Origin of the sequence: Sorangium sp. So ce726, from assembly GCF_051521405.1 — a bacterium.
GTDB lineage: Bacteria > Myxococcota_A > Polyangia > Polyangiales > Polyangiaceae > Sorangium.
In genome coordinates, this window is record NZ_CP150349.1 from 13197303 (window position 1) to 13221120 (window position 23818).

Sequence of the window (23818 nt, forward strand, 5' to 3'; positions counted from 1 at the left end):
GCACCCCGCTGGCCCCGACGATACCCACGCTTCGCGCTTCCGGGCAGCGTCTCCGGCCGGATCGCCACGTCGGCCTTGCGTGCCACGCGGTCGACCCTCTCGCCGGTGAAGCTCCGAGCGGCGGACAGCGCGGGATGGCGCTCGAGGCATGCCGGTCGCGTGCGGCTTGTGGAGGTGCTCGGGCCCACGGCACGTCACGGCCTGGGCGCGGAGGAGGCGTAACGGGCGCGGCTCCGGACAGGGAGCTTCGCCGCTAGGGCGATGAGGCCAGGAGCCCCGGGCTGTTCGTGGCCGGCGTCATGGCGCTCATCGCGCGCTTCGACGTCGTGACGCCCGAGGACGATCGGTCAGCGGGGCGCGGGGCGACCTCAGGAGCCCTCGCCGCCGGTCTCCTCGGTGCCGAGGACCTCCGGGCACTTCTCCGTGAGGGCGGCGCACGCTGCCGGGGGCTCCCCGGAGGTGTCGGGCGGCGCTGCACACGAGAGCGCCTTGAGGGCGTCGACCTGGGCCTTCATGCAGGCCTTGTACTCCGCCACCGTCGCGGTACAGCCCGCGAAGCCCTCGGTGGAGCACTCGCCGCCGCCCTGCGAGGGCTCCTCCGGGGCGCTCATGCACTCGGCCTTGGTGGCCTCGCAGTCACCCCCGAACGCGCCAGCGAACGCGCCGGCGACCTCGCACAGGTCTTCCTTCGTGACGGTGGTCGACGCGGCGAGGTCCTGGCACAGCGCCTGGGAGTCCGCGGCCGTCAGCTGGCCGAGCTGCTTGCCATCGAGGTCACCTCCACTCTGACTCCCGGTGTCCCCGTTGCCCCCATCGTCGTCGCCGCCGCAAGCCGCGAGCGCGAAGCAAGCCATCAGCAATCCAAGAAGCTTCATCCGTGTCATCGAGCGCTCCCTCATCGAGAATGTTCACCAGCGTGTCCGCGCGGCGCTCGGGGACGGCTCCGCCGAAGGAAGCGAGCGGGCTGCATCGTCGGCCGGGCAGGCGCGCAGGCCGAACCTACTACGACCACGGTTCAATCTTTCTTCCTGCTGGAGAGAAAATGGACGGCGGCCTCCGGCGCGAGCCTTGCCGCCCGCGGTCGAGGTGTTCTCCGGCCGCACATCTCGGCGCCCGTCAGGGTGCGCGCCGGCGTCTCCTCGGGCGTGAGGGTGCGCCCGGAGGCGCCGCCGGCTTACCGCTGCGGCCGGCGTCCCACTGCGCGACCACGCGCTTCGGCGCCACGCGACGCCAGGCGCCCACGAGCAGCTCTTCCAGGAGCGTCCGATCGACGCGGCGGAGCTCCACCCGCGTCCAGCCCTGGTGTCCCCACGGCGTCACGGAGAAGACGTCGGGCTGCGCTTGCACCAGGCTGTCCTGCTCTTCGAGGGACAGCTTGAGGACGGCGCGCTCCTCCGCCACCCAGTGGGTCGCGAAGATCTTCCCTCGCACGCGGAACGATGGTTTGCCCCAGTGGTCCTGCTCCTCGGCCTCGGGAAGCGACAGCGCGAGCCTCTGGAAGTCTTCGGAACGGAGCGCTGGGGGAACATGCGTGGGAGGCGTGGGAGGCGTGGGAGGCGTGGGAGACCCGCTCGACATGGTGTTCGCTCCTTCGAAGCCTATCCTGGGGAACGGGACGCCGGGGGTCTTGTAAAGATTTTACCCCGCCGCGGGCTCTTGCCAGGGAGGCCGGGCCGCGCGGCGGGGCGGGCGCTCCGCTCAGGAGCCTTCGCCCTCGCTCTCGTCTTCCTGTTCCTCGAAGAACGCCGGGCACTTCTCTTCGAGCGCGGCGCACGCAGCGGGCTTCTGCGCGATGTCAGTGAACGTCGATTCGCACGTGAGCCCCTTGATGGTGCCCACCATGGCGTCCACGCAGGCCCTGACCTCCGCGACCGTGGCGGTGCAGCCGGTGAACTGGGACGCTCCGCACGAGTCGAGCTCGCCCGTCACTCCGGCCTCCTCAGGAGCGCTGATGCACTCCTGCTTGGTGGTCTCGCACTCGATTCCGAACAACGAGCCAACCACCCCCTCGGCCTCGCACTCGTCCTCCTTCGAGATCGTCTTGGTTTGCGCGCGGAGGTCGTCGCACAGGCCGTCGGCCTCCTCGGCCGTCAGCGCGCCGAGCTGCTTGCCTTCGATGTCGCTCCCGCTGCCCCCATCGCCATTGCCGTCATCATCGCCGCAAGCCACGAGCGCGAGACCAGCCATCAGAAACCCGAGAAGCTTCATCCGTGTCATGTCGAGATCTCCTTGAACGAACGAGAACGTTCACCTTGAGCACACCCGCGCGGCCCTCCAGGCGACGCCACAGCGCCTGGAAGCGCTGGGCGCGACCGCCTTCCGGGCGACTGCGCTGCTCAGAGCGGTCTACGTTCGATGAGAGGATTCCTTTCCTTCGTGAACGGCGCGCGCAGCTTTTCCACGCGAGCGCTTCCCGCGCCGCGTACAGGGAGTCCCACGTTCCACCCGGCGCGCCCGACGCCCGAAGCCCCCGAAGAGCGCTCGCCCGCTACGGGCTCATGCCGGCGACGTCGATCAGCGCTGCGCGCGCCCGGGTCGGGGTCGTCCCGCTGAACTGCTTCACGTCCCGCGCGAGGTGCGCCTGGTCGTAGTAGCCGAACCGCTGGGCGAGCTCCGCCCAGGTCCCCGTGCCGCCCGCCTTGAGGTGCCGCACCAGCCGGTCGAAGCGCACGAGCCGCGCGAGGAGCTTGGGCGGGACGCCGACGTGCTCGCGGAACAGGCCGATCACGTGCTTCTGGCTGTAGCCGAGCTCGCGCGCGAGGGCGCGCATGTCGACAGCGCCCCCGCGCTCCTCGATCCGGCGGAACGCCCACGAGACCACGCCGACCTCGATCCGCGCCTCGTCCACGCGCTCGCCGAGCGCCCGCTCGATCAGGTCGAAGCGCGCATCCCAGGTCGGGAGCTCCTCGAGGCGCTCCGCCAGCCGGGCGTGCTTCCTGGGGAGCAGATCGCGCGCCGAGATCACGCGCCCGGTCAGCTCCTCCATGGGCACCCCGAAGAAGAGCCGCGCCCCGATGGGGGTGAGGTTCACCTGGAGCCCGCGCTGGAACCCGTCGTGCTCGGTGATCGTGAAGGTGTCGTCGAGGCCCGCGACGAAGCCGCCGGCGTGCGAGGAATGACGGCGATCGCTCCCCGCGTCGAACACGCGCAGCGGCGGTCCGAACTCGATGATCACGACGATCTGCGGCGCCGGGAGCTCGCTCCGCCGCAGCGGCCCGGGCGTCTCCTCCGTGTAGCCGCTGTAGTCGCGGATGTACGGGCGGAGGTGCGGCGCCGGGGGCCGCGTCGCGATCTCCCAGCGGCCCTCACCGGCGTTGCCGCGGGCGATCCGTGCGCGAGGCGCCAGCGCTTGCATCGCGGGGGAAGGGTACCGGTCGATGCGGGCGCGAGCCAGCCGCGCGAGCCAGCCGCGCGCGGCTGGCTCGCGCGCCGGGCGGGGCACCTCAGCGGATCGTCTTACAGCACCGCAGCCCGAGGTGGTAGTTCGCGTGCCACGCGTCCTCCATCGGCTCGACGTGCCAGCGCGGGCTGTAGGCGCAGTGGTCGGGGTAGGTCTCGCGGCCCTTCGGCCTCGGGGCGTCGTGCTCGCGGGCGACCTCGACGTAGAACCAGGCGCTCCCCTTGAGCTGGCTGTACAGCTTGCCGTCGTCGCGGTCGCGGCGGGTCATGATCTCGGCCACGTTGCCGTGCTGATCGAACACCCCGAACCGCGAGCGGCACGCGGGGTAGGACCCGGCAGGCTCGGTGTCGGTCGCGCAGGTCTGGTAGGCAGAGCGCGCTGTGTCGCCGTCGCACGGCTTGCCGTCGATCTCGCGGTGCGGCGTCTGCGTGTGGCAGACGGCGAGATCGAGCTCGTCGCCATAGGCGTACGTCCTCGGCTTGCCGCCCTCTGGATCGCCGCGGCACGCGAGGCTCCACTCGTCCTCGGTGCAGAGGCGCTTGCCCTGCAGGCTGCACACGGCCGCCGCCTGCGTCGGGCTCGCCCACACCATCGGCAGCTCGCACGGCTTGTTGGGGAACTCGAAGATGTCGATGCAGAACGCGGCCGACGCCGGCTTCCCGCGCTTGTACACGGGCACCATGTTCTCGTGCCCGCCGCAGCGGGCGCGCTGCTCCTCCGTCTGGAGGACGACGCCCCGGAGGCCCTCCAGGCACTGCTCCTTCGATCGCGTGTGCCGCGCGAGCTCCTTGTTGCCCTGGTTGAGCCGGGCAGGCGAGCCGCCGCCGAAGTTCTTCTCCAGGAAGAGCTCGGGGTTCTTGAACTTCCGCTCTCGCTCCGAGAACTCCTTCAGCGAGAAGAGCCGCACCAGATCCTCGCGCGCCTCGTAGTGGGTCGCCATCGGATCCCCGACCGCCCCGGGCGCGCCAGCGTCGCCGCCGGCCGCATCGGGCGCGCCGGGCTCGCCAGAGGCCCGAGGGGCCGGCGCCTCCGGGGCGGAGGCCGCCGGGCCTGAAGGCGGCGCGGAGGCGCTGGCCGAAGGCGGCGCGCCCGCGTCGCGGCCGCGATCGGCGTCGCCGCGGGAGCAGGCGGGCGCGGCGGCGGCGAGCGCCGCCAGCACGAGGTGCAAGGGACGGGAGGGAGGAGGCACGTGGAGCGAGCGGGGCACGTCGAGCGAGATCAGAGGGCGGCCGCGATGATCTCGGAGAGGCTCGCCTCGTCGACGACGCCCGTCAGGTAGGCCGCGACCTTCCCCTGGCGGTCGATCACCACGAGGCTCGGCAGCTTGTCCACCCCGTAGCGGGCCGAGGCCTCCTTCTCGTCGTCGATGAGGATGGGATACGAGAGGCCCTTCTTGAGGGCGTACTGGCTGGCCACCTGGGGCGGGTCGTCCACGTTGACGCCGAGCACCACGAGCCCCTTCTTCTCGTACCGGCGCGCGATCCGGTCGAGGATCGGCGCCTGGACCGCGCAGGGACCGCACCACGTCGCCCAGAAGTCCAGGATCACCGGCTGGCCCTTCAGCTCGGCGATCTGCATGCGCGCGCCGGGCTCGCCGTTGGCCGCGACCGGCAGCGTCACGTCGGGGGCCTCCGCGCCGACCATGCCCCCGACCCCAGGCGCAAGGCGCGGCAGGATCACAAGTCCGAAGAGCGCGCTCAGGGCGATGAGCAACGCGACTGCAGGATAGAGAATCTTGCCGGAATTGGGCTGGGGTTCGGCCATACGGGCCCTGAGCTTCATAGCAAATCTTTGGGCCTACGTCCGAGCGGCTCTGGTACGGTCCGGCGCCTCGACCGGCCGGGCGCTTCGCCGCCTGGCCCGGGGGCGGGGGCGCAGCGCGGCTCGCCGCGCGACGCCGCCGCCGCCGGGAGGGGTCGGGGGCGCAGCGCGGCACGCCGCGCGATGCCACCGCCGTTCGGGTCACGTCGTCGCCCGCGCGCTGGAGGAACCATGCTCGATCGTCCGAATCTTTCACGAGAGAATCCCGCGGGGCCGCGCGGACGGCGCCCGCCGCCGGGGCCCCTTCCGGCCAAGCGGGCGGCCAAGTGGCCCCCCGATGACAACGATCTGCCCGGCGCCCCGCCGGCGCCCGCGGGCGGCGGCTTCGCGGACGACGGCAACTTCAAGCGCGGCCGGTTCAGCCCCGTCTCGATCGTGGTCGGCCTCCTCGTCGCGCTCGGCGCCGCGGGCGCCATCTGGTTCGGCGTCAAGCAGGACAGCCAGAAGATGACGGTCGACGCCGTCTCCAAGGAGAAGAAAAACATCTTCGTCCTGCCGAAGAAGGACCAGCTGCCCCTGTGGCGCAAGTGGGCCGCCGCCAGCGCCGAGCTGTCGCTCCAGCAGGAGGCCCTCATGCAGCTCGCGTGGGCCGACGACCCCGAGGGCGTCACGCACGCGCAGACCGCGCTCGCGCTCCCGGACCACCGCGTGAAGGGCGTCGCCGCGCAGGTGCTCGCGTACTACGGCTCGCCCAAGGCCGACAGCGCCAAGCACGCGCTGCTCGAGGCGCTCAAGGTCGCGGACGAGAGCGACCGGCCCCAGCTCGTCTGGGCCCTCGTCGAGCTCAAGGAGCCCGCCGCGTTCAAGGACGCGATGGACCAGTACAGGAAGGGGTTCCTCTCGAAGGTCGAGCGGCTCGGCGGCGGCATCGCCTTCGACCCGGAGAAGCTCGCCGGCCTCGTGTCGCTCGAGGAGCTCTCGAAGCTCGCGACCGACGAGAGCTCGTCGGTGCGGCAGCTGGTCGCGACGGTCCTGTCGCGCAACGCCGAGCCCAAGTGGACGAGCGCGCTCATCACGCTCGTGAAGGACAAGGACGTCGAGGTCGCGCGCGAGGCCGCGAACGGCCTCGGGAGGATCGGCGACGAGACGGCGCGCGCCCCGCTCCTCGAGGCGCTGTCGAACGCCGACAAGGACAGCCGCCAGCGCTTCCTCGAGGCGCTGCGCGACGGCATCGGCGGCGAGGGGCTCGTGCTCGCGCTCGACAGCGTGAAGCAGGACCCCGAGGAGACGACCTGGTTCCAGACGAAGCAGATCATGGAGATGCTGCGCGAGCTCGCCGACCCGCGGTCGGCCGACCCGCTCGTGAAGTGGATCGAGGCCAGGAAGCCGCCGCTGCACTGGCAGGGCGAGGCGGGGACGCGGCTCGCCGAGGTCGGCGACATCCGCGCCGCCAAGTACCTCGGCGAGCGGATGCTGGCCGACCCGCTCAAGCTCTACAAGCTCGAGAAGTTCTGGGAGGCGGACGAGGGCGGGCACCTGTCGCGCACCGACCTGCCGCGCGTCGTCGGCACCCGCATGCTCGCCGATCTCGCCGTGATCCACACCGACAAGGCCGCCGAGCTCAAGGCCGCGGCCGAGCCCCAGGTCATCCTGTGGCTCAAGGATCGCCCGCAGCCGCACGCGAACGGCCTGCGCTTCCTCTCCACGGTCCGCTCCGAGAAGATCCTGAAGGACATGCGCGACTGGGCCTTCCCGACGGACCCGCTCCCCAAGGAGGGGCAGCAGCCGCCGTTCCCCGCGGCCTTCGAGACCGCGCAGAGCGCGCTCCGGTACATCGGGCGCATGAAGGACGAGCCCTCCTACCCGAAGCTCATCGATCAGTTCAGCCGGAAGAAGGACCCGAAGCTGGACATCACCCAGGACGCGCTCCAGGGCGCCGGGCTCGCGATGCTGGGGATGGCGCTCCGCGCGGTCGCCTACGGCGCGTCGCAGGGGCTCGCCGAGTGGGGCGATCCGCGCGCGGTGGAGAAGCTGACGAAGCTCGTCGAGGACGAGATGTGGCACGAGGAGGCCCGCCAGGCCGCCTGCGAGGCGATCGCCTGGTGCGCGGACGACAAGACGATGATCGAGGTCGCGAAGAAGGCGAAGGAGTTCGCGAGCAAGAAGGAGCCGCGCAAGCAGCTCATCGGCGCCTGCTACGCGTCGTCGCTCGCGCTCCGGCCGGTGCCCGGCGCGGCCGCCGAGCTCGTCACGCTCCTCACGGCCGACGTCGACCCCGGGGTGCGCATGGCCATCGCGCGCGCCATCGGCGTCGGCGGCTTCGACGAGGCGGTGCAGGGGCAGCTGTTCGAGAAGCTCAAGGACGTCGAGGTCCGGAACGCCGCGGCGCTCGCGCTCATCCTCGGCGGCACGACCGACACCGCGGCGCGGACGGTCGCGATGTACGCCGACTTCGACAAGTCGGCGCTCGACGACCTCAAGGACCACTACTACCGCGCCTTCGGCTACTGGTCGGACGAGGACTTCAAGCGCGGCAACCTCTACCGGTACGTCGCGAACGCCGAGGCGATCACGCGGGTGAAGGTCGCCGACGCGCCGCAGGAGTGGGCGCGGCAGCGGCTCCAGGCTCAGTTCGACAACCTGAAGTACGACAACGGCCCGCACTCGGAGACCCGCGTCGTGCTGCGCTACCGGCTCTTCCAGGAGGCCAAGAGCGGCGACAGCGCGAAGAAGAAGGGCGCGATCGACACGCTCAAGTTCATGAAGGAGAAGGGCGTGCTCATGGCCCTGCGGCACGAGCAGGGCGAGACCGGCGCGCTCGCGAAGCGCGCGTTCCACGAGCTCATGAACCCGAAGGCCACCGTGGCCGAGGACCTGAGCAAGTTCGCCCCGGCGAAGGCCGGGGGCGCCGACACGCAGTAGCGGCGCGCGGTCCGGCGCGGCCGGCGTTCGGCCCGCGCACGAAGCCGCGGCGCACGATCCAGGGGCAGGGAGCCCGGGAGCGCTCGAGGGGGAGGTCGTCCTCTCCGGAGCTCCCGGGCTTCCTGTTTTTGTGCTGGCAGCGCGGCCATTTCCGTCTCCGACGCGTGTCGGGCTGGCGAGGGTGGTCGGGTGACCGGCGCGTGTCGGGCTGGACAAAACGCACGTTTCGGAAGAGTGTTCGCGCCGAGGTGCACTGTGCCTACCTGGCGTGATGAGCTCATCGAAGCCGTGAAATCGAAGGCGGAGCGCGAGGCCGAGGAGCTCGCGCGGCACAAGAAGCGGGTCGCCGAGGCGCTCGCGGCCGCGGAGTCGGCCGTGTCGCTGGGGGCCGAGTCGCTGAAGTTCGCGCACGAGAGGCTACGGGAGAAGGGGCAGTCCATCGCGCTCACCGAGGAGCAGGACAAGCACCGGCTCGCGCTCGGCGATTTCAGCCTCTCCCTGGAGCTCCTGCGGGACTCCGCGATCGTCCGGGTGACGTTCGGCGACGGCAAGCCGCGCGAGTTCGACTTCGCGAAGGATCGCCACATCGCGCCCGCCGACGTGGAGGAGTACATCGGCCGTCGCGCGCTCGAGCTGGTCCGCGCGGCGCAGAAGGCGTCGCCGTGGTGAGCGCCGGGCGCGCCGCGGCCCCGCTGTCGTCCCGCGCATGGGGTCTTCGCCGCGGCCTCGCCGCCGGCCTGCTCGCCGCGGTCGCGGCGTGCGCTCCGCCGGCCGCGCCGCCTCGCCAGCCTGCCGCGCCGCCGGCCTCGAAGCCTGCCGCGCCGGCGCCCGCCGCGCCGGCCTCGATCGAGGTCGATCCCGCCGCGGAGGCGCGGATCGCGGCGGACGTCGCGTACCTCGCGTCGCCCGAGCTCGCGGGGCGCGGGACCGGCGAGCCCGGCGCCGATCTCGCGGCCGAGTTCATCGCGCGCCGGTTCGCTGAGCTCAAGCTCTCGCCGCTGGGCGGGCCGGGGAGCGACGCGAAGGCGTACCGGCAGGTGTTCGACGCGCGGGTCGGCGCCGACGTGGCGCCCGCGGCGCTCGCGGTGCAGCGCGCGGGCCGGAAGCAGGGCGTCGAGGCCGGCAAGCTGGTCACGGCGGACGGGAGCGCGAGCGGCACGGTGTCGGGGGCCGCGGTGCTCGTCGGCCATGGAGTGACCGCGCCGGCGCTCTCCTGGGACGACTACGCCGGCCGGGATATCGAGGGGAAGATCGCGATCGTGCTCGACGGCGTGCCCACGCTGGACGGCGGCTCGGGTGGAGCAGCGCAGGCCGGCGCGCACGGCGGTGCTGCGCCCGCGGGGCCGCATGGAGGCGCTGCGCCTGCGGGGCCGCATGGCGGTGCAGCGCCCGCGAATCCGCACGGAGGTGCAGCGCCCGCGAATCCGCACGGAGGTGCAGCGCCCGCCGATCCTCATCATGCGCCGTCTCCGCGGCCGGCGGACGCGCTCCGCGACTTCGGCAGCGTCCGCTACAAGCTCCGCACCGCCCGCGAGCACAAGGCCGCCGGGGTGATCCTGGTCGCGGCCGGCGACGAGCTCCCGCGGGTGCCGGACGACGCGGCGAGCATGGGCATCCCGGCCGTGGTGATCACGCGCTCCGCGGCCCGCGCGCTCTTCCCGGCGGCCGGGCTCGCGCCGCCGGTGAAGCCCGCAGGCGCCGCCCCCGAGAAGCACGCGGCCGTGAAGCCGGCCGCGACCAAGGCCGTCGCGCCGAAGCCGCTCGACGGCACCACCGTCGAGATCACGACCAAGGTCACCGCGCGGATGGCGCCGGCGTCGAACGTGATCGGCCTGCTCTCGGCGCGGGACGGCTCGCCGCACGCCGGTGAGTACGTCGTCGTCGGCGCTCACTACGATCACCTCGGCTACGGGGGCACGTCGTTCTCGCGCGCGCCCGGCGTGCACGCGGTGCATCCGGGCGCCGACGACAACGCCTCGGGGACCGCGATGCTCCTGGAGGTGGCGCGGCGGTTCGCCTCGCTCCCCGAGCGGCCTGCTCGGAACCTCCTGTTCATCGCGTTCGGCGCCGAGGAGCTCGGCACCATCGGCTCGCGCCACTTCGTCGATCACCCGCCGGCGCCGCTCGCGGGGATGAAGCCGGTCGTGGCCATGATCAACGCCGACATGGTCGGCCGGATGCGGGACGACAAGCTCCTCGTCGACGGCCTGGGGACCTCGCCCGACTGGCAGCCGATCGTGGACGACGCCGCCCGCGGGCTCGGCCTCACGCTCCAGTTCGGCGTCGAGGGCTTCGGCGCGAGCGATCACGCGTCGTTCACGGCGTCGCGCGTCCCGATCGCCTTCCTGTTCACGGGCGTCCACGAGGACTACCACCGGCCGAGCGACACGGCGGACAAGATCAACGCCGCGGGCGTCTCGCGGTGCTCGGTGCTCGCGGCGCGGATGGCGCTCTCCCTGTCGCGGCGCGACGCGCGGCTCGCCTTCACCGACGCGCCCGCCGACCCGCACCGCAGCATGCGCGGCGGCTTCCGGGCGTCGCTCGGCACGATGCCGGACTACGCGTACCAGGGGCCCGGCGTGAAGCTCACGGGCGTGCGGCCCGACGCGCCCGCCTCCCGCGCCGGCATGCAGGCGGGGGATGTGATCGTGCGCATCGGCGCCCACGCGGTCACCAACATCCACGACTTCATGTTCGCGCTCGGCGATCTCGAGCCGGGCCGCGAGGTCGAGATCGAGGTGGATCGCGGCGGGACGCGGGTGCCGCTCAAGGTCATCCCCGCCCCCGGCCGATGAGCCGGCGCCCTCGCCGCGCCGCGCCGCCGGTCGCGCCACCTCGACGGCGCAGGGCCCCACGCGGGCTCTGCGCGGTCCGCTTCGCCTTCCTCTGCGGCCTCACGGCCGCGATCCTCGCCTGCGACAGCCCGCCGCCCGCGGCGACCGGCGCCGCGCCCGCCGGAGGGCCCGAGCGCGCCGGCGCAGCTGCGGATGCCGAGCCCGCGCCGCCCGACGTCGCTGCGGCCGCTGCGGCAGAGCCGCCGGACGCCGCGGCGGAGCTGGCGTACACCTCGGTGGAGCCGCCGGACGCCGCGGCGGAGGTGGCGTACACCCCAGCGGAGCCGCCGGATGCCGGGGCAGCGATGTCGTACGCCGCGGCGGCGCCGGACGCCGCGGCGGCAATCCTCGACGGCGGCTCGCCGGACGCCGCGGCGGCAATCCTCGACGGCGGCTCGCCGGACGCCGCGGCGGCAATCCTCGACGGCGGCTCGCCGGACGCCGCGGCGGAAGCCCTCGACGGCGGCGCTCCGGACGCGGGGCTGCCCGGCAGCTCCGAGGGGTGCCCGGACGACATGGTCCTCGTCGAAGGCGACTACTGCCCCGTGGTCGATCAGATCTGCCTGAAGCACCACAAGGAGTACGAGAAGGACCAGGAGCGACGGGCGACGCCCTACAAAGAGGCCGAGGGTCCGACCAGCGTCAGCGAGCGGTGCCTCGAGTACAGGCGGCCGAGCGAGTGCCTCTCGAAGAAGCGTGCGCCGATGCGGTTCTGCGTCGACCGGTACGAGTGGCCCAACAGGAAGGGCGAGCTCCCCGCGCTGCTCGTCTCGTGGCGCCAGGCCGTCAAGGCGTGCGAGGGCGTCGGCAAGCGCCTCTGCACGGAGGACGAGTTCAACTTCGCCTGCGAGGGCGAGGAGATGCTCCCGTACACGTACGGCTTCGCCCGCGACGCGACCAAGTGCAACATCGACCGACCCTTCCGCCAGCGCGAGGTGACGCTCTACCACTACGAGCGGTGCATGCGGCACCCCAAGTGCAAGGCGGAGCTCGAGCGGCTCGATCAGCGCGTGCCTGCGGGCTCGATGCCCGCGTGTGTGTCGCCGTTCGGCGCCTTCGATCTCAACGGCAACATCAACGAGTGGGTCGTCCGGCCGGGCCACAAGTCGCCGGAGCGGAGCGGGCTGAAGGGCGGCTGGTGGGGCCCCATGCGCGGCCGCTGCCGCCCGACGGTGGGGTTCCACAAGGAAGAGGACTACGGCTACGAGCAGGGATTTCGTTGCTGCAAGGATGCTGCGGCGCGGTGAGCGCGCCGTGGCGCGTCCTTTTTGAGGGGCGCGCGGCCGCCGACCGGGGGTACGCTCCTGTCCAGCGGGCCCGCGGCGCGGCGCTCGCCGGCGAAGGGCCTGCGGCTCCTCCTCCGGGGGCCGGGGCTCAGATCTCAGCGGCGGGTCGGTACCGGCCCGTCGCTCACGCGGGGAGAGCCCCGCACCTCGAGGAGATCTTGATGAAGCGATCCATGTGGTTCACCAGCGCGCGCTCGGCCGCCTCGGTCGTCCTTGCCCTCGGAGGCCTCGGGCTCCTGACCTCCGCGTGCAGCCGGGGCCGAGACGCCGAGGATCCGTCGGATCCGCAGTACAACGCGTACAACCAGCAGCAGCCGGGGTACCAGCAGCCTGGGCAGTACCAGCAGCCCGGGTATCAGCAGCCCGGGCAGTACCAGCAGCCTGGGCAGTACCAGCAGCCTGGGTATCAGCAGCCCGGGCAATACCAGCAGCCGGGCACGACCGCTCCGGCGACGACGGGGCAGCCGGGCCCGCTCGCTCTCCCGTGTACGAACGACATGGTCTGCGGCACACACAAGTGCAACACGGCCGTGGGCAAGTGCGCCTTCCCCTGCGCGGCGAACACCGACTGCGCGGCGGGCTTCTCGTGCATGGGCGCCGGCTCGGCGACGGCGATCTGCGTCCCCGGCGGGCAGTAGCGAGCGCCTGGTCTCGCGCTGATCGATTCGTGACGCGTGACCTCCCCCCTGTCTTGTAACGCAGCGAAAGCCGCCTCACGGCGGGAATCCAACCCGAGCTCGCGCTGGCCTATTCATCGCAAGCGCCCCTGGCGCCTTGGTCAGGTCGCGACCAATTCGTTGCTCGCGGCCGGTTCGAGCTGCTGTTCCGCCGACTCGGGACGCTGCGGCGCGCCCGAGGCAGATATGCGTTCCGTCGCTGGCCGCCAGCTGCACGCTGCCTCCAGCGCGGCCTGCGCTCGCTCCAACCAGAGCTTGGCGCGACGACGCTCCAAGGCGGACAGCGCTTGCTGCCCCTCGCTCGTGTTGATGGCGGCCCAGAAGCTCGAACCGAAACGGTCGATCTTGTACATCACCGACGAGTCGAGCTCGGGCAATGTCACGATCTGCCCGCCGCCTTCGAGCAGGCGCTGGTACGCGGGGGACGCGTCGAACTGGCTGAAGTCCTTCGAGCGCCCTTGGTTCTTCACCACGACGTGCTGGAGCGCGTCGCCCGGCGCCGCGAGGACCCGCTCGATATGGGATACCGAATCGAAACCACCGTCGGTGACGTGCCAGGACACCAGCTGGACACCCATTTCGCGCGCGTAGTTGAGGACGTCCGTCGACTCGATCCAGCGCTCGAGCGCCCGATGGCTCTGCGCAGGCAGGTCGACGAGGACCAGGCGATCGGCTGCGAGCGCGCTGTCCAGGATCTGATCGGCGCTATCGAGCCGATCGAGATCCACGCTCCGCGTGTAATCCGCGTAGTAACGGGCGAGCGCGCGATGCGACAGATCCGCGTCGAGCGCCGTGAAGGGAAGCGCTCGGTCAATGAAGAGCTGCGCCAGCAGCCGAGCGACCACGCTCTTGCCAACGCCACCCTTCTCGCCGCCCACAAAATGTACACTGCTCATGCGCCTCCCCTTCGGCCACCGTGCCGCGGAAGTCAAGCCATTCATTACAAATGGCGGTTCGGCGTCACCACGTGCCGGTGAAATGCGCGGCGGACCATTGGATCGACCGCGCTCCGCCGGCGCGGATCGAACAGCTGCCAATCATCGCTCGATGAGGTGGGGGGCACGCTCGGGATCACGTGCAAGATCGACCCGCTCGGCCCGCCGAGGGCGCGCCCGGCGCCCTGAGCGGCATCATGCCGGTCTTTCCGCCGCCGGCTCCGGTCGTACCGGGGTGCTTGAATTGCTCTTTCTGGTCTTTTCAGGGCCTGATGGCGAGCAGCGTCGGCGTTTGACCAGGCGCCGCGGCGGCCATCGCGTCGATCAGCATGCGCGGCTCGCCGGGGCCAGCGGCGCCCGTCTTTCGGACGGCGTCGATCCTGCTGAGCCCCCACAGGAGCGCGGCCACCGCCGGCGCTGGCAAGCGGCTCAGCGTCACCATCGGCTCCGGCGTGATGGTGTTTCCGAGGTGACGCACCACGCGGAACCCTTCCTCCATGGCGCGCGCGAGGTTCATCGCCTCTGCCCACGACACGCCTGCCTCTCGCGCGTGCGCCGTGATGACAGCCACCATCGCCGGCACGACGAGCGCCGCATGCGTGCGCAGCCAGCTCTCCATATCGGCGTGCACGACAGCGGGAATGCCGGCGTCTGTGAAGACCTTTGCCCACGCCGCGTCCGTCACCGTGGTGACCATTCCTCGGGTGACGACCTTCGACGTCAGCTTGCCGTCCTCGAGGGTCGCCAGGATCGCAGGGAAGCCGAAGGCGAAGCGCGCCGGGCCCACCGCATCTCGGAGGCGGCCCAGCGGCTCGAAGGTGTTGAACATGAACATCACGGACTTCGCCGCGCTCTCGGCCAGCGCAGGGAGCACCGCGTCCACCTGGAACGCGAGCACCGTCACGAGCACCAGATCCCACGCCGCCGTCGCGTCGAGCGCAGCGCTCACGCGCACCGCCGCGCGCTCCCCTGTGGCGCTCACGATCGCCCCGTCCCGCCGCAGCTGCTCGAGCCGCTCTCCACGGGCGACCACCGTCACCTCGTGCCCCGCTCGCGCGAGCTGAAAGGCAAAGGTGCTTCCAATCCTACCGGCGCCGATGATGGCAATCTTCATGCGTTACACCGTAACTCCTGTGGAAAGATCCCATGGATATCGGTCCGATTCAGAAGTACCGGCCAAGGCTCTCCTTGGTGAACTCCGTCAGCTCCGAGGTCCGGCCTGTCTTGATCTTCTCCACCCAGGCCGGGTCGTTGAGCAGGGGGCGCCCGACGGCGACGAGATCGAAATCGCCGCGCTCGAAGCGGCGCACGAGCTCGCCGAGCCCCTGAGGCGCGGAGGCCTCGCCTGCGAAGTTCCCGAAGAGATCGCCGGACAGGCCAACCGACCCCACGGTGATGGTGGGCTTGCCGGTGATCTTCTTCGCCCATCCCGCGGCGTTCAGATCGGAGCCGGCGAACTCGGGCTCCCAGTAGCGTCGCTGGGAGAGGTGGAGCACATCGGCGCCCGCCTCTGCGAGCGGCAATAACCACTGCTCCATTTCCTTCGGCGTCTTCGCCATCTTGTGATCGTACGCGCCGACCTTCCACTGCGAGAGGCGGAGGATCACCACCATCTCCGGACCGACGGCCTCTCGAACGGCCTTGAGGATCTCGACGGCGAAGCGATTCCTCTCGCCGATGGTCTTTCCTCCATACTCGTCGGTGCGCTGGTTCGTCGCTTGGTCGAAGAACTGATCGATGAGGTACCCGTGGGCGCCATGGATCTCGATGGCATCGAAGCCGAGGCGCTTCGCGTCGGCCGCCGCCGTGCCGAAGGCCCGCACGGTGGCGTGCACGTCGTCGCGCGACATGTTCGCCGGGCCTTCCAGGGCCGCGGGCTCCTCGTGGCCGTTCGGATCCTGCTTCGCGAGCCCGACGTGCCATAGCTGGGGCGCCATCTTCCCTCCTGCCCTGTGCACGCTGTCGATGACCTTTCGCCAGCCGTCCAGCGCCCGCTCGCCGTAGAAGTGGGGCACGTCGCGGAGGTGAAGCTTGCCCGGCCGCTCGACGACCGTTCCTTCCGACAGGATGAGCCCGACGTCTCCAGCGGCGCGCCGGGTGTAGTAATCGACGTTCGCTTCGCCCGGCGCGTTGCCCGGCGATCGCTGGCGCGTCATGGGGGCCATGACGAACCGATTGTTGAGCTTCAGCCCCTTCAGCTCGAATGGCTTGAAGAGCGCGCTGACGTCGTCGTTCTTGTTCTGTTGCGGATTCGCCATCGCTCCGTCCCTTCTCCGGTTCTCTGCGCGTCGTCCTCGTCGCGGCGCCGCGGCCGGCGGCGCCCTGGCGCTTCGGCAACGCCCGCGCGTACAATCTCGACACCGCGCGGCGCCATCGCCATCATCATGCGGCGACGCGCTCCTCGGTGTTAAACCAACTGGGTGGTTTAAATGTAGGGAGCGGCCTTGGCCGTGTCAACTGGGCGGAGCGACGTTGCCGCTGCGCGTGGCGAACGGCCGCGGGCTTGCCGCGCGGGGGAGGCCCGAAGGTTGCGGCTCGAACGCCGGCGGTGCGCTCTTCTTGCCGCGCGCCACGGCGTGTGCTCCATGAAGGATCCACCCATGCCCTACGATTCGGCGGCGACCAAGAAGAGGCTCCTCGACGCTGCGCTCGATGAGTTCGCCGAGCGAGGGCTGGCTGGCGCGCGTGTGGACCGCATCGCCGAGCGGGCCTCGGCGAACAAGCAGGCCATCTACGCCTATTTCGGCTCCAAGGAGGACCTGTTCCGCAGCGTGCTCGAGGAGCGGTGCCAGAGCACGTTCGACGCCGTGCCCTTCGACCCGTCGGACCTCCCCGCCTTCGTCGCCGGCGTCTTCGACCACTTCGTCGAGAATCCGAAGACCGTGCGGATGATGATCTGGAGCCAGCTCGAGCTGCCCGAGGCGGTGGGGCACGACGTTGGGACCGCCAAGGTGCAGGAGCTCGCCGCGGCCTACGACCTCGGGGCGACGCAGAAGCCGTGCGCCGAGGACCTGTTCATCATCCTCCTCGGGCTGTCGATGGCCTGGTTCACCTGCGCGCCAAACCAGCTGGCCGCGAAAGGATCGGCGGGGGAGCAGCGGCTCCACGCCTTCAGGAGCTCGCTGGTCATGGCGGCCGGCGCGGTCGTGAAGGCGATGGCGAAGGAGAAGCGATAGCGGGTCCGTGCCCAGCCTGGGCGTCCTCCGTTGCCGAGGGTGCCTCCGCCGCGCCGCCAGGGCACGCGGGCGCTCGGCAGGCGACGACGGCAGCCTGCGGGCACCGCGGCGCTCAGGGGAACCACGCCGCGACCTTCACCACCTCGCGCGCTGCGCCGGCCAGGCCCTCGTCGCCCGCGAGGGCCGCGATGAGCGGCGCGAGCTTCTCGAGGCTCACGCCGTCGCCCGCGAGCGCGGCGGAGCGGATGTCTCCGGCCACTGCGTCGAGCAGGATGCCGAGCGCCGCGGCGGCGCCCTCGGCCGGGAAATGGCGGGCCAGCGGGAGCAGCTCGATCAGGCGGTCCGGCTCGTCGGCGCCGAGGCGCAGAGCCAGGGAAAGGGCGCGGCGCGTGAGCTCGGGCGCGTGCGCGGGATCGTGGCGTGCCAGGAAGCCGAGGACGACCTGGTGGTGGGCGTCACTGAGCGGCGCGATCCAGGCGAGCACCATGTCGCTGTGACCCGTCGCTGCGAACCAGGGGCCCACGTCGAAGAGCAGCCCGTAGCGCTCGAGCGGCTCGGCCTTCCGAATGGTCTCGTCAATGTGCGCCCGCAGCCGCACCGGCTCCGCGGCGAAGGGGAGGCTCCGGGCCAGCGCCCGCACGCGTGCCGCTTCCGGCAGCGTCTCGAGCAGGTCCTCGGCGGGATCGCCCAGCGCGATGAGACGCGGGATCAGCTCCTCGAAGATCTCGGCGGATTGCTCGCCGAAGCGGGGCGCGAGCGCTGCGGCGCGGCGGGCGTCCGGGGCGTCGAGGAACGGCACGAGCCACTTGAGCCTCCGGTGCTCGTCCAGGTCGTATGGGTCGGCGTGCTGCTCCAGCGCGGCGAACGCGGTGCGCACGCGCTCGGGATCGCCGAGGGCCCGCGCGAGCGCGGCGAGCACCCGCGCTCGCGCGGGCTCAGGCAGCGCCTCCGCGTCGGGCCAGAGCGCCTCGGCGACGGCACGCGGAAAATCGCTGGCGAAGACCTCCGCACGGCCGGGATCTCCGGCGCCGTCGCGGAGGCTTCTGAGCGCCTCGCGCGCGACTGCGATCCCTTCCTCCGGAGGCAACCCCGTCGCCATGAAGAGCATCTGGTGCGCTCGATCCTCCGCGTTCTCTGTGGTCCGGAACGTCGCGAGCGCTTCCCGCGCGAACGCGTATCCCGCCTCGCCCTCGACGACATCGGCGAGGCTCAGGAATGCGTCGCCGCGGAAGTCGGTCTCCGGGATGCGCCGTGTGGCGTCTTCGGCCCACGCGAGCACCTCGGCGCGCGCCGGGCCGGCCGTCATCGCGGAGCCGAGCGCGATGAGCGCCCTGGCCTGCCGCCGCTCATCCGCGATCGGCGTTTCCCGAGTCATGGGCTCGACGCCCACAGGAGCATTGTCGTCCTCGCGGCGGGCGCACGAGTTCACGCTCGCCTCGACCAGCGCCGCGCGCACCGCGAGCGCCGCGGCCTCGTGGCCCGATGCGAGCGCCTCCACTGCGTGGCGGCGCACGCGCTCGAGGTCGGCGACGAAGCCGAGGTAGGCCTCGGGCCGGGCCATCCAGCGGGCGAGGTGCTCCTCGGTGACCAGCGCTGCGAATGCCTGGAGCGGCGCGTCGTTCTGCTCCAGGTGCGCGCGCACGTAGGCGCAGGGATAGCCGTCCGGCGGAAGCGACAGGAGCCGGCGGGTCGACGTCTCACGCGCGCCGCGGTCGAGGCACTCCTCCACCTCGCGGCGGGCCGCGTTCCAGCGGAATGCGAACGTGCCCTCGACGACCGCGACGTGCGGCTCGATCCCGGCGAGGGCGCTCTCGATCGGGGCCCCGAGGGCGGTCGTGATCTCGTCCTCGCGGAGCCGGCCGTAGGCGCACGCGAGCAGGCCGAGGAGCCGGGCCGGCACCGCGTCGGCGGCCGCGAGGAGCTCCGCGGGATCGCCCGGCGCCGTCCACGGCCGCGCCGGCAGTGGACGGATCCGCGTGCGCGCCGGATCGAAGCCGAGGCGCGGGATCCACGCGTGGGCCGCGGCGTCGTCGCCCTCGACGGTGGCGAGCACCTTGACGCGGGGCCCCACGTCGGCGAACAGCGCCGGCCAGGAGACGAGCGGCTCCGCCTCCTCGACGTCGGTGATCGCGAGTAGCAGCGAGGGAGCGTCCTGCGCCAGCCCTAGGCGCAAATGCTCCTCTCCGATCCGCATGCGCATCCGCCGAGGTGCACCGCCTCCGTAGGCGCCGAGCAGTCGCGAGACCATCAGCGCGAGCAGGTCGCGCTCGAGCCTGAGATCAGGCCCGATTGGCACGAGTTGCGCGTCCCAGGCTGGTCTCTCCTGCGACGTGCGGACGAGGTGGGCGCCCACGACCGCGCGCCGGCTCGCGCGTGGGCCGTGCAGGATCGCATAGGGGCGGGCCGGCTCCTCGAGCCACCGGCCGAGCGCGGCGAGCGCGGCTTGCTCCGTCAGGTCGAGCGTGGCGCTCGATGCTTCCTCCCAGGCGCAGCTGCAGGCGAGCTCGGCAGGTGCGGGGGCGAGGATATGAAGCGGGGGCATTGTCATTGCGCGGGTCACGTGCCGGCGAACGGAGGCGTCGAGGAGGGCACCGTGGTGATGTTTTTCTTCCGAGAGTCCGTGCGCTCGCTGCTCTGCGTGAAGGTCCCGTCCCACCGTCCCATCTTGTTCACCTTGGTTTCCGTGTCGTTGTTTGGGCCGACCACGCCGCCCTTCGCGTCGTCGCCGATGTTCGCCGGGTGGAGGCCGAGCTCGCGGAAGATCTGCGCGCACATGGGGCAGGGCGCCATTCCCTGGCCGGACTCGTTCGTGGTCTCGATCGTCGCGCCGTTCCTGAAGCGCTTCTGAAGCTCGGCGCGCACCTCCTCATTGGTCATCTTACGCTTCCCCTGCGCCGTTCGCTGTGCGTCCCCTTCATTGCGGATCTGCCGCGCCATCTTGTGCAGCGCGTCCACTTCCGCGCATGTCGTGTCCCCCGTCGGGGTTTTCTGCGGATCGCGTGCCCTCTGCGCGTTCTTGACGGCCTCGGTGATCGCGTCGTCCTTGCCGAACTGCTCGCGCTGGTTCTCTGCCGTTCTCCCGCCGCGCTCTCCCTGGCTCTTGCCCTCGATATCGCCCGGCACCCCGCGGCGGTTCTTCGGATCGGTGAAATCCTTGCCCTCCGGGTTGTTCCCTGCCGCGTTCCGGACGGTGGAGAACGGCATCAGCCCGTTCGGATCGACGAACCGCGTCGGCGCATTGCCTGCGTAGTCGAAGCCGTTGAAGCCGCCGTCGAGCCCCGCCGGGTCCGCGCTCAGGTACCGGCCGAGCGCGGGGTCGTAGTAGCGGTAGCGGTTGTAGACGAGCCCCGTCTCCTCGTCCTCGTACTGGCCCGGGAAGCGGAGCGGCGTCGTGGTCCGCCCGCCCTCCTTCACCTTCGCGCTGAACGCGGATCGGTCGAGCTCGCACACCACCTCGCCCGCCGGGCCGACCAGGCGCTCCGGCGCGCCCACGTCGTCGTTGAGGTAATGGAACCACGGGCTCTCCTCGCGCCGCCCGCCCGCCATGCGCGTGTCGCGGTGAGCCCAGGGGGCGTACCGGGCCTGCTCGAAGCAGTACGTGCGCTCCTCCACGACGGGATCGCCCGCCACCTGCGCCACGCGCTTGATCTCGTGGACCAGCACGCCGCCGTCCCACACGAAGCGCACGCTCGACACCTCGCGCCGCTGCCCGTCGGGCGCGCGCTCGAACGTGCGCTTCCCGATGCGCCGCGCGAACGGATCGTAGCTGAGCTCGATCACCTTCCCGTCGGGTCTCTCGACCGCTGCGAGCAGCCCGAGGCTGTTCCACGTGTACCGCGTCAACCGGCCCTCCGCGTCGCGCGCGCTCATCAGCCTGCCCGACTCGTCCCACGCATACGTGGTGCCGCCCTTCTGCACCAGGCGGTTCCCCGCGCCGTAAGCGCGCTGCTCGCCGTCCGGCTCGTGGAGGTTGCCCGCGCCGTCATAGGCGAAGCGCTCCCCCCGGCCGCGCTCGCCGCGGACACCTAGGATCTGCCCTGCGGCGTCGTGCTCGAACAGCTTCCGGCCGAGCGCGTTGTCCCACGACTCGACGAGCTCCCAGCACGGCCCGTAGCGGAACGCCTGGTACACTGTCGTCCCCGGCGGGCGAGGGCCGACCCAGTCGGGCCGGCCGGCGCCTGCGCTGGCCTGCCCGGGGTGGCCCACCCAGCGCTGCGCCATGCGGCCGAGCGCGTCGTAGACGACCTGGATGCGCCCGCCGTCCGGCAGTGCGCGGGCGATCTCGCGCCCGAGCGCGTCGTGCGCGACGTCGACCGTCGCGCGCCCGTCCAGCACGACCTGCGCGGCCCGGCCGCAGGCGTCCCGCGCGAAGGCGGCCGAGTGGCCCAGCGACGTCGTCCGCTGCACGACGTTGCCCATGAGATCGTACGTCCGCCGCACGACGAACAGGTCTCCCGAGGCGAGCTGCCGCTCCTCCACCACCCAGCCGACGGCGTTGCGCGTGTACGTGAGCTCCCCGGCGGGCGTGACGGCGGCGATCAGCTGGCCGCAATGATCGTACTCGAACGATTCTGTGGCGCCGTCCGGCAGGGTGCGCTGCACCAGCTGTCCGGCCGCGTCGTAGGCGAACTCGGTCGTCTCGCCCGCGCCGCTCTTCTCGAGGATGAGCTGTCCGGCCATGTCGTGCCGATAGTGCTTCTCCAGCCCGGCGAACGTCCGCTCGTACACCATGCGGCCCGCGGCGTCGTAGCGCATGACGTACACGTCCCCCCGCGCGTTCTCGGCCCGCACGAGGCGACCCTCGCGATCGTAGCCGAGCCGGTTCACCTCGCCGTTCGGACGGCGGATCGCGCAGACCTTGCCCAGGCCCCTGCGATCGAAGCGCGTCGCGGTGCCGTCCGGGTGGTCGATGCGCACGACGTCCCCGTTGCGATCGTGGGCATAGCGGGTCACGCCCCCGTCGGGGTGGCGCTCGGCAACGCGATCGCCCCGCTCGTTGTAGGCGTACGACGTGATGTTCCCGAGCGCGTCGCGCACCGACAGGCAGCGTCCCCAGAAATCGTAGACGTGCTCCGTGACGGCGCCTGTCCCGTCGATCTTCTGGATCTCGTTGCCCTGCGCGTTGTGGAGGAAGCGCGTGCGCGCGCCGTTCGGCGCGACGGTCTCCGTGATGAGCCCGCGCGCCTCGATGCGAACCTCGAAGGTCGCGCCGATCGGATCGGCCCAGTACAGGGCCCCCGCGGTGCGCGTCACCTCCGTGACGCCTCCGCCTGGGTCGGTGACGCGGCGGATGTGCCCGTCCGGCTCGCGCTCGATGACGGTGGTGCGGCCCAGCGGATCGCTCACGCGGAGCGTGCGGCCGCGGGCGTCGCGGACCCAGGTCGTGGTGGCGCCGAGCGGGTTGGTGAACGAGCGGAGATTGCCATTCTCATCGTAGGTGCGGCAGTAAACGGCCCCGCCGGATACGGCCTTGTCGAGCTTTCCGAACTCGTTGGCGAAATACCGATGCACGGTGATCGAGTCGACCACTTCCGAGTACCCGTCGTCGCCGTAGACGAGCTTGCAGTGGTAGATCCCCCGGACCTTCGTGCCGTCGGCGAGCGTCTCGGGCACGCCGTTGGCGAGGCCGAGGCGCCCCGGATCGAGGTGATCGCCCCAGGTCTCGACGCAGCGGCCACGCTCGTCGTACCGGAAATGGAAGGTGAGGTCCTCGGGATCCGTGCGCGATGTCAGCCGGTGATCGTCGTAGGTGTAGTGGCTGACGCAGCCTTCAGCGTCCGTATCGGCGACGAGGTCGCCGTGCTCATCGTGGGTATAGCTCCGGAGGGTCACCCACCTCCCTCGCTCGGGTGCGTTCTTGATCTCGAGCGCGGCGATGCGGCCGTCGGGCGTGCGCCGCACGCGCACGACGCGGCCGGCGGCGTCGGTGATCGACTCGACACGCCCCTCGCGGTAGCTGAGCCGCGTCGTGTTGCCATGGGCGTCGCGCACGGCGGAGAGGCGGTATGTCGAGCCGTCGCGCTCGGAGAACAGGTAGAACGTACCTGCGGCGTCATCGAGCACGAACCCGCTGGCATCGCGGGTCAGCACCCAGCCGTCGGGGCCGACGCCCGCGTCCCCCTCGGCAATGGGGGTCGAACGAGAGCTCCGCGCCCGTGTCGGTCCACAGCACGGTGGTCTGGCGCCGCACCTCGACGGCCCACGCGAACGAGTGAACCGAGCCGAAGCCGAGGCCGACGTCACGCTCGCGGGCGCTCGTGCTGTAGCGGCGCACGAACCGCAAGCCGAGGGGGCCGAGCAGCTCGAGATCGACCACGGGGTCGGTGAACACGCGGCCGGTGGCGACGTCGACGGGGTCGCCTTTCGATACCTTCCCGCTCTTCTTCGACCCGTGGTGGTTCGGGCAGCCGGAGCCGTCGCCGCCCGCGCCGCCGCAGGCCGACTTCCCCCCTCCGTTGGCGTCGTTGCCCCCGTTGGAGCCATCGGCGCCCTGGTCCTTGCCGCTCCCCTTGCCGCCCTTGCCGCTGCCGCCGCCGCCGCCCATGATGAAGACGCCGGGGTTCATGCCGGGGATTGCGGGGATATTCGGGACGGGGGCCGTGCGCGCCATTGGATCGAGCGTAACAGGGGGGCACAGCACCTGAAAGGCGCCTCTTCCCGCCGTGGTCGCGCTGGAGAGCACGTCGACCCGATCGGTCAGCCGCAAGGTCTACCGCGCTGCCTTCTCGTTCGACCTGTCTCCGACCTATCAGCATTTGCGCGATCGAGGGTTGCGGCAAGGGGCGAGCTGTCGGTATCGTGCGCGCCATTCGCCCACTCAGGAGCTC

At 71.5% G+C, this 23818-nt stretch carries 18 protein-coding genes; 6 read left to right on the forward strand and 12 right to left on the reverse strand.

Features of this window, described 5'->3' with window-relative positions; all coding sequences use genetic code 11:
* Positions 1-368: 368 nt before the first annotated feature.
* The 6 genes from WME79_RS49250 to WME79_RS49275 form a co-directional block, all read right to left on the reverse strand.
* A complete protein-coding gene (locus tag WME79_RS49250) occupies positions 369-854 on the reverse strand; it encodes a hypothetical protein (RefSeq protein WP_437530072.1) in 486 nt (161 codons plus the stop codon).
* A gap of 262 nt (positions 855-1116) precedes the next feature.
* Complete coding sequence (locus tag WME79_RS49255; protein ID WP_437530074.1) at positions 1117-1578, reverse strand: MmcQ/YjbR family DNA-binding protein; 462 nt, start codon at positions 1576-1578, stop codon at positions 1117-1119.
* Between the two features lie 120 nt (positions 1579-1698).
* A complete protein-coding gene (locus WME79_RS49260) occupies positions 1699-2217 on the reverse strand; it encodes a hypothetical protein (protein ID WP_437530077.1) in 519 nt (172 codons plus the stop codon).
* Positions 2218-2488: 271 nt separating this feature from the next.
* Positions 2489-3442, reverse strand: a complete 954-nt coding sequence (locus WME79_RS49265; protein WP_437530080.1) for a helix-turn-helix domain-containing protein — start codon at positions 3440-3442, stop codon at positions 2489-2491.
* Between the two features lies 1 nt (position 3443).
* Positions 3444-4607 (reverse strand): SUMF1/EgtB/PvdO family nonheme iron enzyme, encoded by a 1164-nt coding sequence (locus tag WME79_RS49270; RefSeq protein ID WP_437530083.1) that lies wholly within the window; start codon positions 4605-4607, stop codon positions 3444-3446.
* An 11-nt stretch (positions 4608-4618) separates the two neighbouring features.
* A complete protein-coding gene (locus WME79_RS49275; RefSeq protein ID WP_437530086.1) occupies positions 4619-5182 on the reverse strand; it encodes a TlpA family protein disulfide reductase in 564 nt (187 codons plus the stop codon).
* Positions 5183-5392: 210 nt separating this feature from the next.
* On the opposite strand from WME79_RS49275, the gene WME79_RS49280 reads away from it, so the two are divergent.
* From WME79_RS49280 to WME79_RS49300, 5 genes are all read left to right on the forward strand, one after another.
* Complete coding sequence (locus tag WME79_RS49280; protein WP_437530089.1) at positions 5393-8083, forward strand: HEAT repeat domain-containing protein; 2691 nt, start codon at positions 5393-5395, stop codon at positions 8081-8083.
* A gap of 288 nt (positions 8084-8371) precedes the next feature.
* Positions 8372-8752, forward strand: coding sequence for a hypothetical protein (locus WME79_RS49285; protein WP_437530092.1), 381 nt, complete (start codon positions 8372-8374; stop codon positions 8750-8752).
* The gene (locus WME79_RS49290) at positions 8746-10878 is read left to right on the forward strand and encodes a M20/M25/M40 family metallo-hydrolase (RefSeq protein ID WP_437530095.1); all 2133 of its coding nucleotides are present in this window, start codon (positions 8746-8748) and stop codon (positions 10876-10878) included. The genes WME79_RS49285 and WME79_RS49290 overlap by 7 nt, the downstream gene beginning before the upstream one ends.
* A complete protein-coding gene (locus WME79_RS49295; protein WP_437530098.1) occupies positions 10875-12164 on the forward strand; it encodes a formylglycine-generating enzyme family protein in 1290 nt (429 codons plus the stop codon). Before WME79_RS49290 ends, WME79_RS49295 begins: the two co-directional genes overlap by 4 nt.
* A 200-nt stretch (positions 12165-12364) precedes the next feature.
* Positions 12365-12841 carry a hypothetical protein gene (locus WME79_RS49300; RefSeq protein WP_437530101.1) on the forward strand — a complete coding sequence of 159 codons (477 nt, stop codon included), beginning with the start codon at positions 12365-12367 and terminating at the stop codon, positions 12839-12841.
* Between the two features lie 140 nt (positions 12842-12981).
* Here the strand turns inward: WME79_RS49300 and WME79_RS49305 are convergent, their stop codons facing one another.
* The 3 genes from WME79_RS49305 to WME79_RS49315 all read right to left on the reverse strand — a co-directional run bounded on the left by WME79_RS49305 (position 12982) and on the right by WME79_RS49315 (position 16073).
* Positions 12982-13917, reverse strand: coding sequence for a mobilization protein (locus WME79_RS49305; RefSeq protein WP_437530103.1), 936 nt, complete (start codon positions 13915-13917; stop codon positions 12982-12984).
* A gap of 160 nt (positions 13918-14077) precedes the next feature.
* Entirely contained in the window at positions 14078-14929 is an 852-nt protein-coding gene (locus WME79_RS49310) for a ketopantoate reductase family protein (protein WP_437530105.1), read from the reverse strand.
* Positions 14930-14978: 49 nt separating this feature from the next.
* Positions 14979-16073 carry an NADH:flavin oxidoreductase gene (locus WME79_RS49315; RefSeq protein WP_437530108.1) on the reverse strand — a complete coding sequence of 365 codons (1095 nt, stop codon included), beginning with the start codon at positions 16071-16073 and terminating at the stop codon, positions 14979-14981.
* A gap of 342 nt (positions 16074-16415) precedes the next feature.
* Between WME79_RS49315 and WME79_RS49320 the strand changes: the two genes are divergently transcribed.
* Complete coding sequence (locus tag WME79_RS49320) at positions 16416-16991, forward strand: TetR family transcriptional regulator (protein ID WP_437530111.1); 576 nt, start codon at positions 16416-16418, stop codon at positions 16989-16991.
* Between the two features lie 112 nt (positions 16992-17103).
* Here WME79_RS49320 and WME79_RS49325 read toward each other — a convergent pair whose 3' ends face one another.
* From WME79_RS49325 to WME79_RS49335, 3 genes are read right to left on the reverse strand one after another with little or no spacing between them, the layout of a single operon-like run.
* Positions 17104-19539 carry a hypothetical protein gene (locus tag WME79_RS49325; RefSeq protein WP_437530114.1) on the reverse strand — a complete coding sequence of 812 codons (2436 nt, stop codon included), beginning with the start codon at positions 19537-19539 and terminating at the stop codon, positions 17104-17106.
* 8 nt (positions 19540-19547) lie between these two features.
* Positions 19548-23081: an RHS repeat-associated core domain-containing protein gene (locus WME79_RS49330; RefSeq protein ID WP_437530116.1), complete on the reverse strand. Its 3534-nt coding sequence runs from the start codon at positions 23079-23081 to the stop codon at positions 19548-19550.
* A complete protein-coding gene (locus WME79_RS49335) occupies positions 23044-23601 on the reverse strand; it encodes a DUF6531 domain-containing protein (protein ID WP_437530119.1) in 558 nt (185 codons plus the stop codon). Before WME79_RS49335 ends, WME79_RS49330 begins: the two co-directional genes overlap by 38 nt.
* Positions 23602-23818 lie beyond the last annotated feature (217 nt).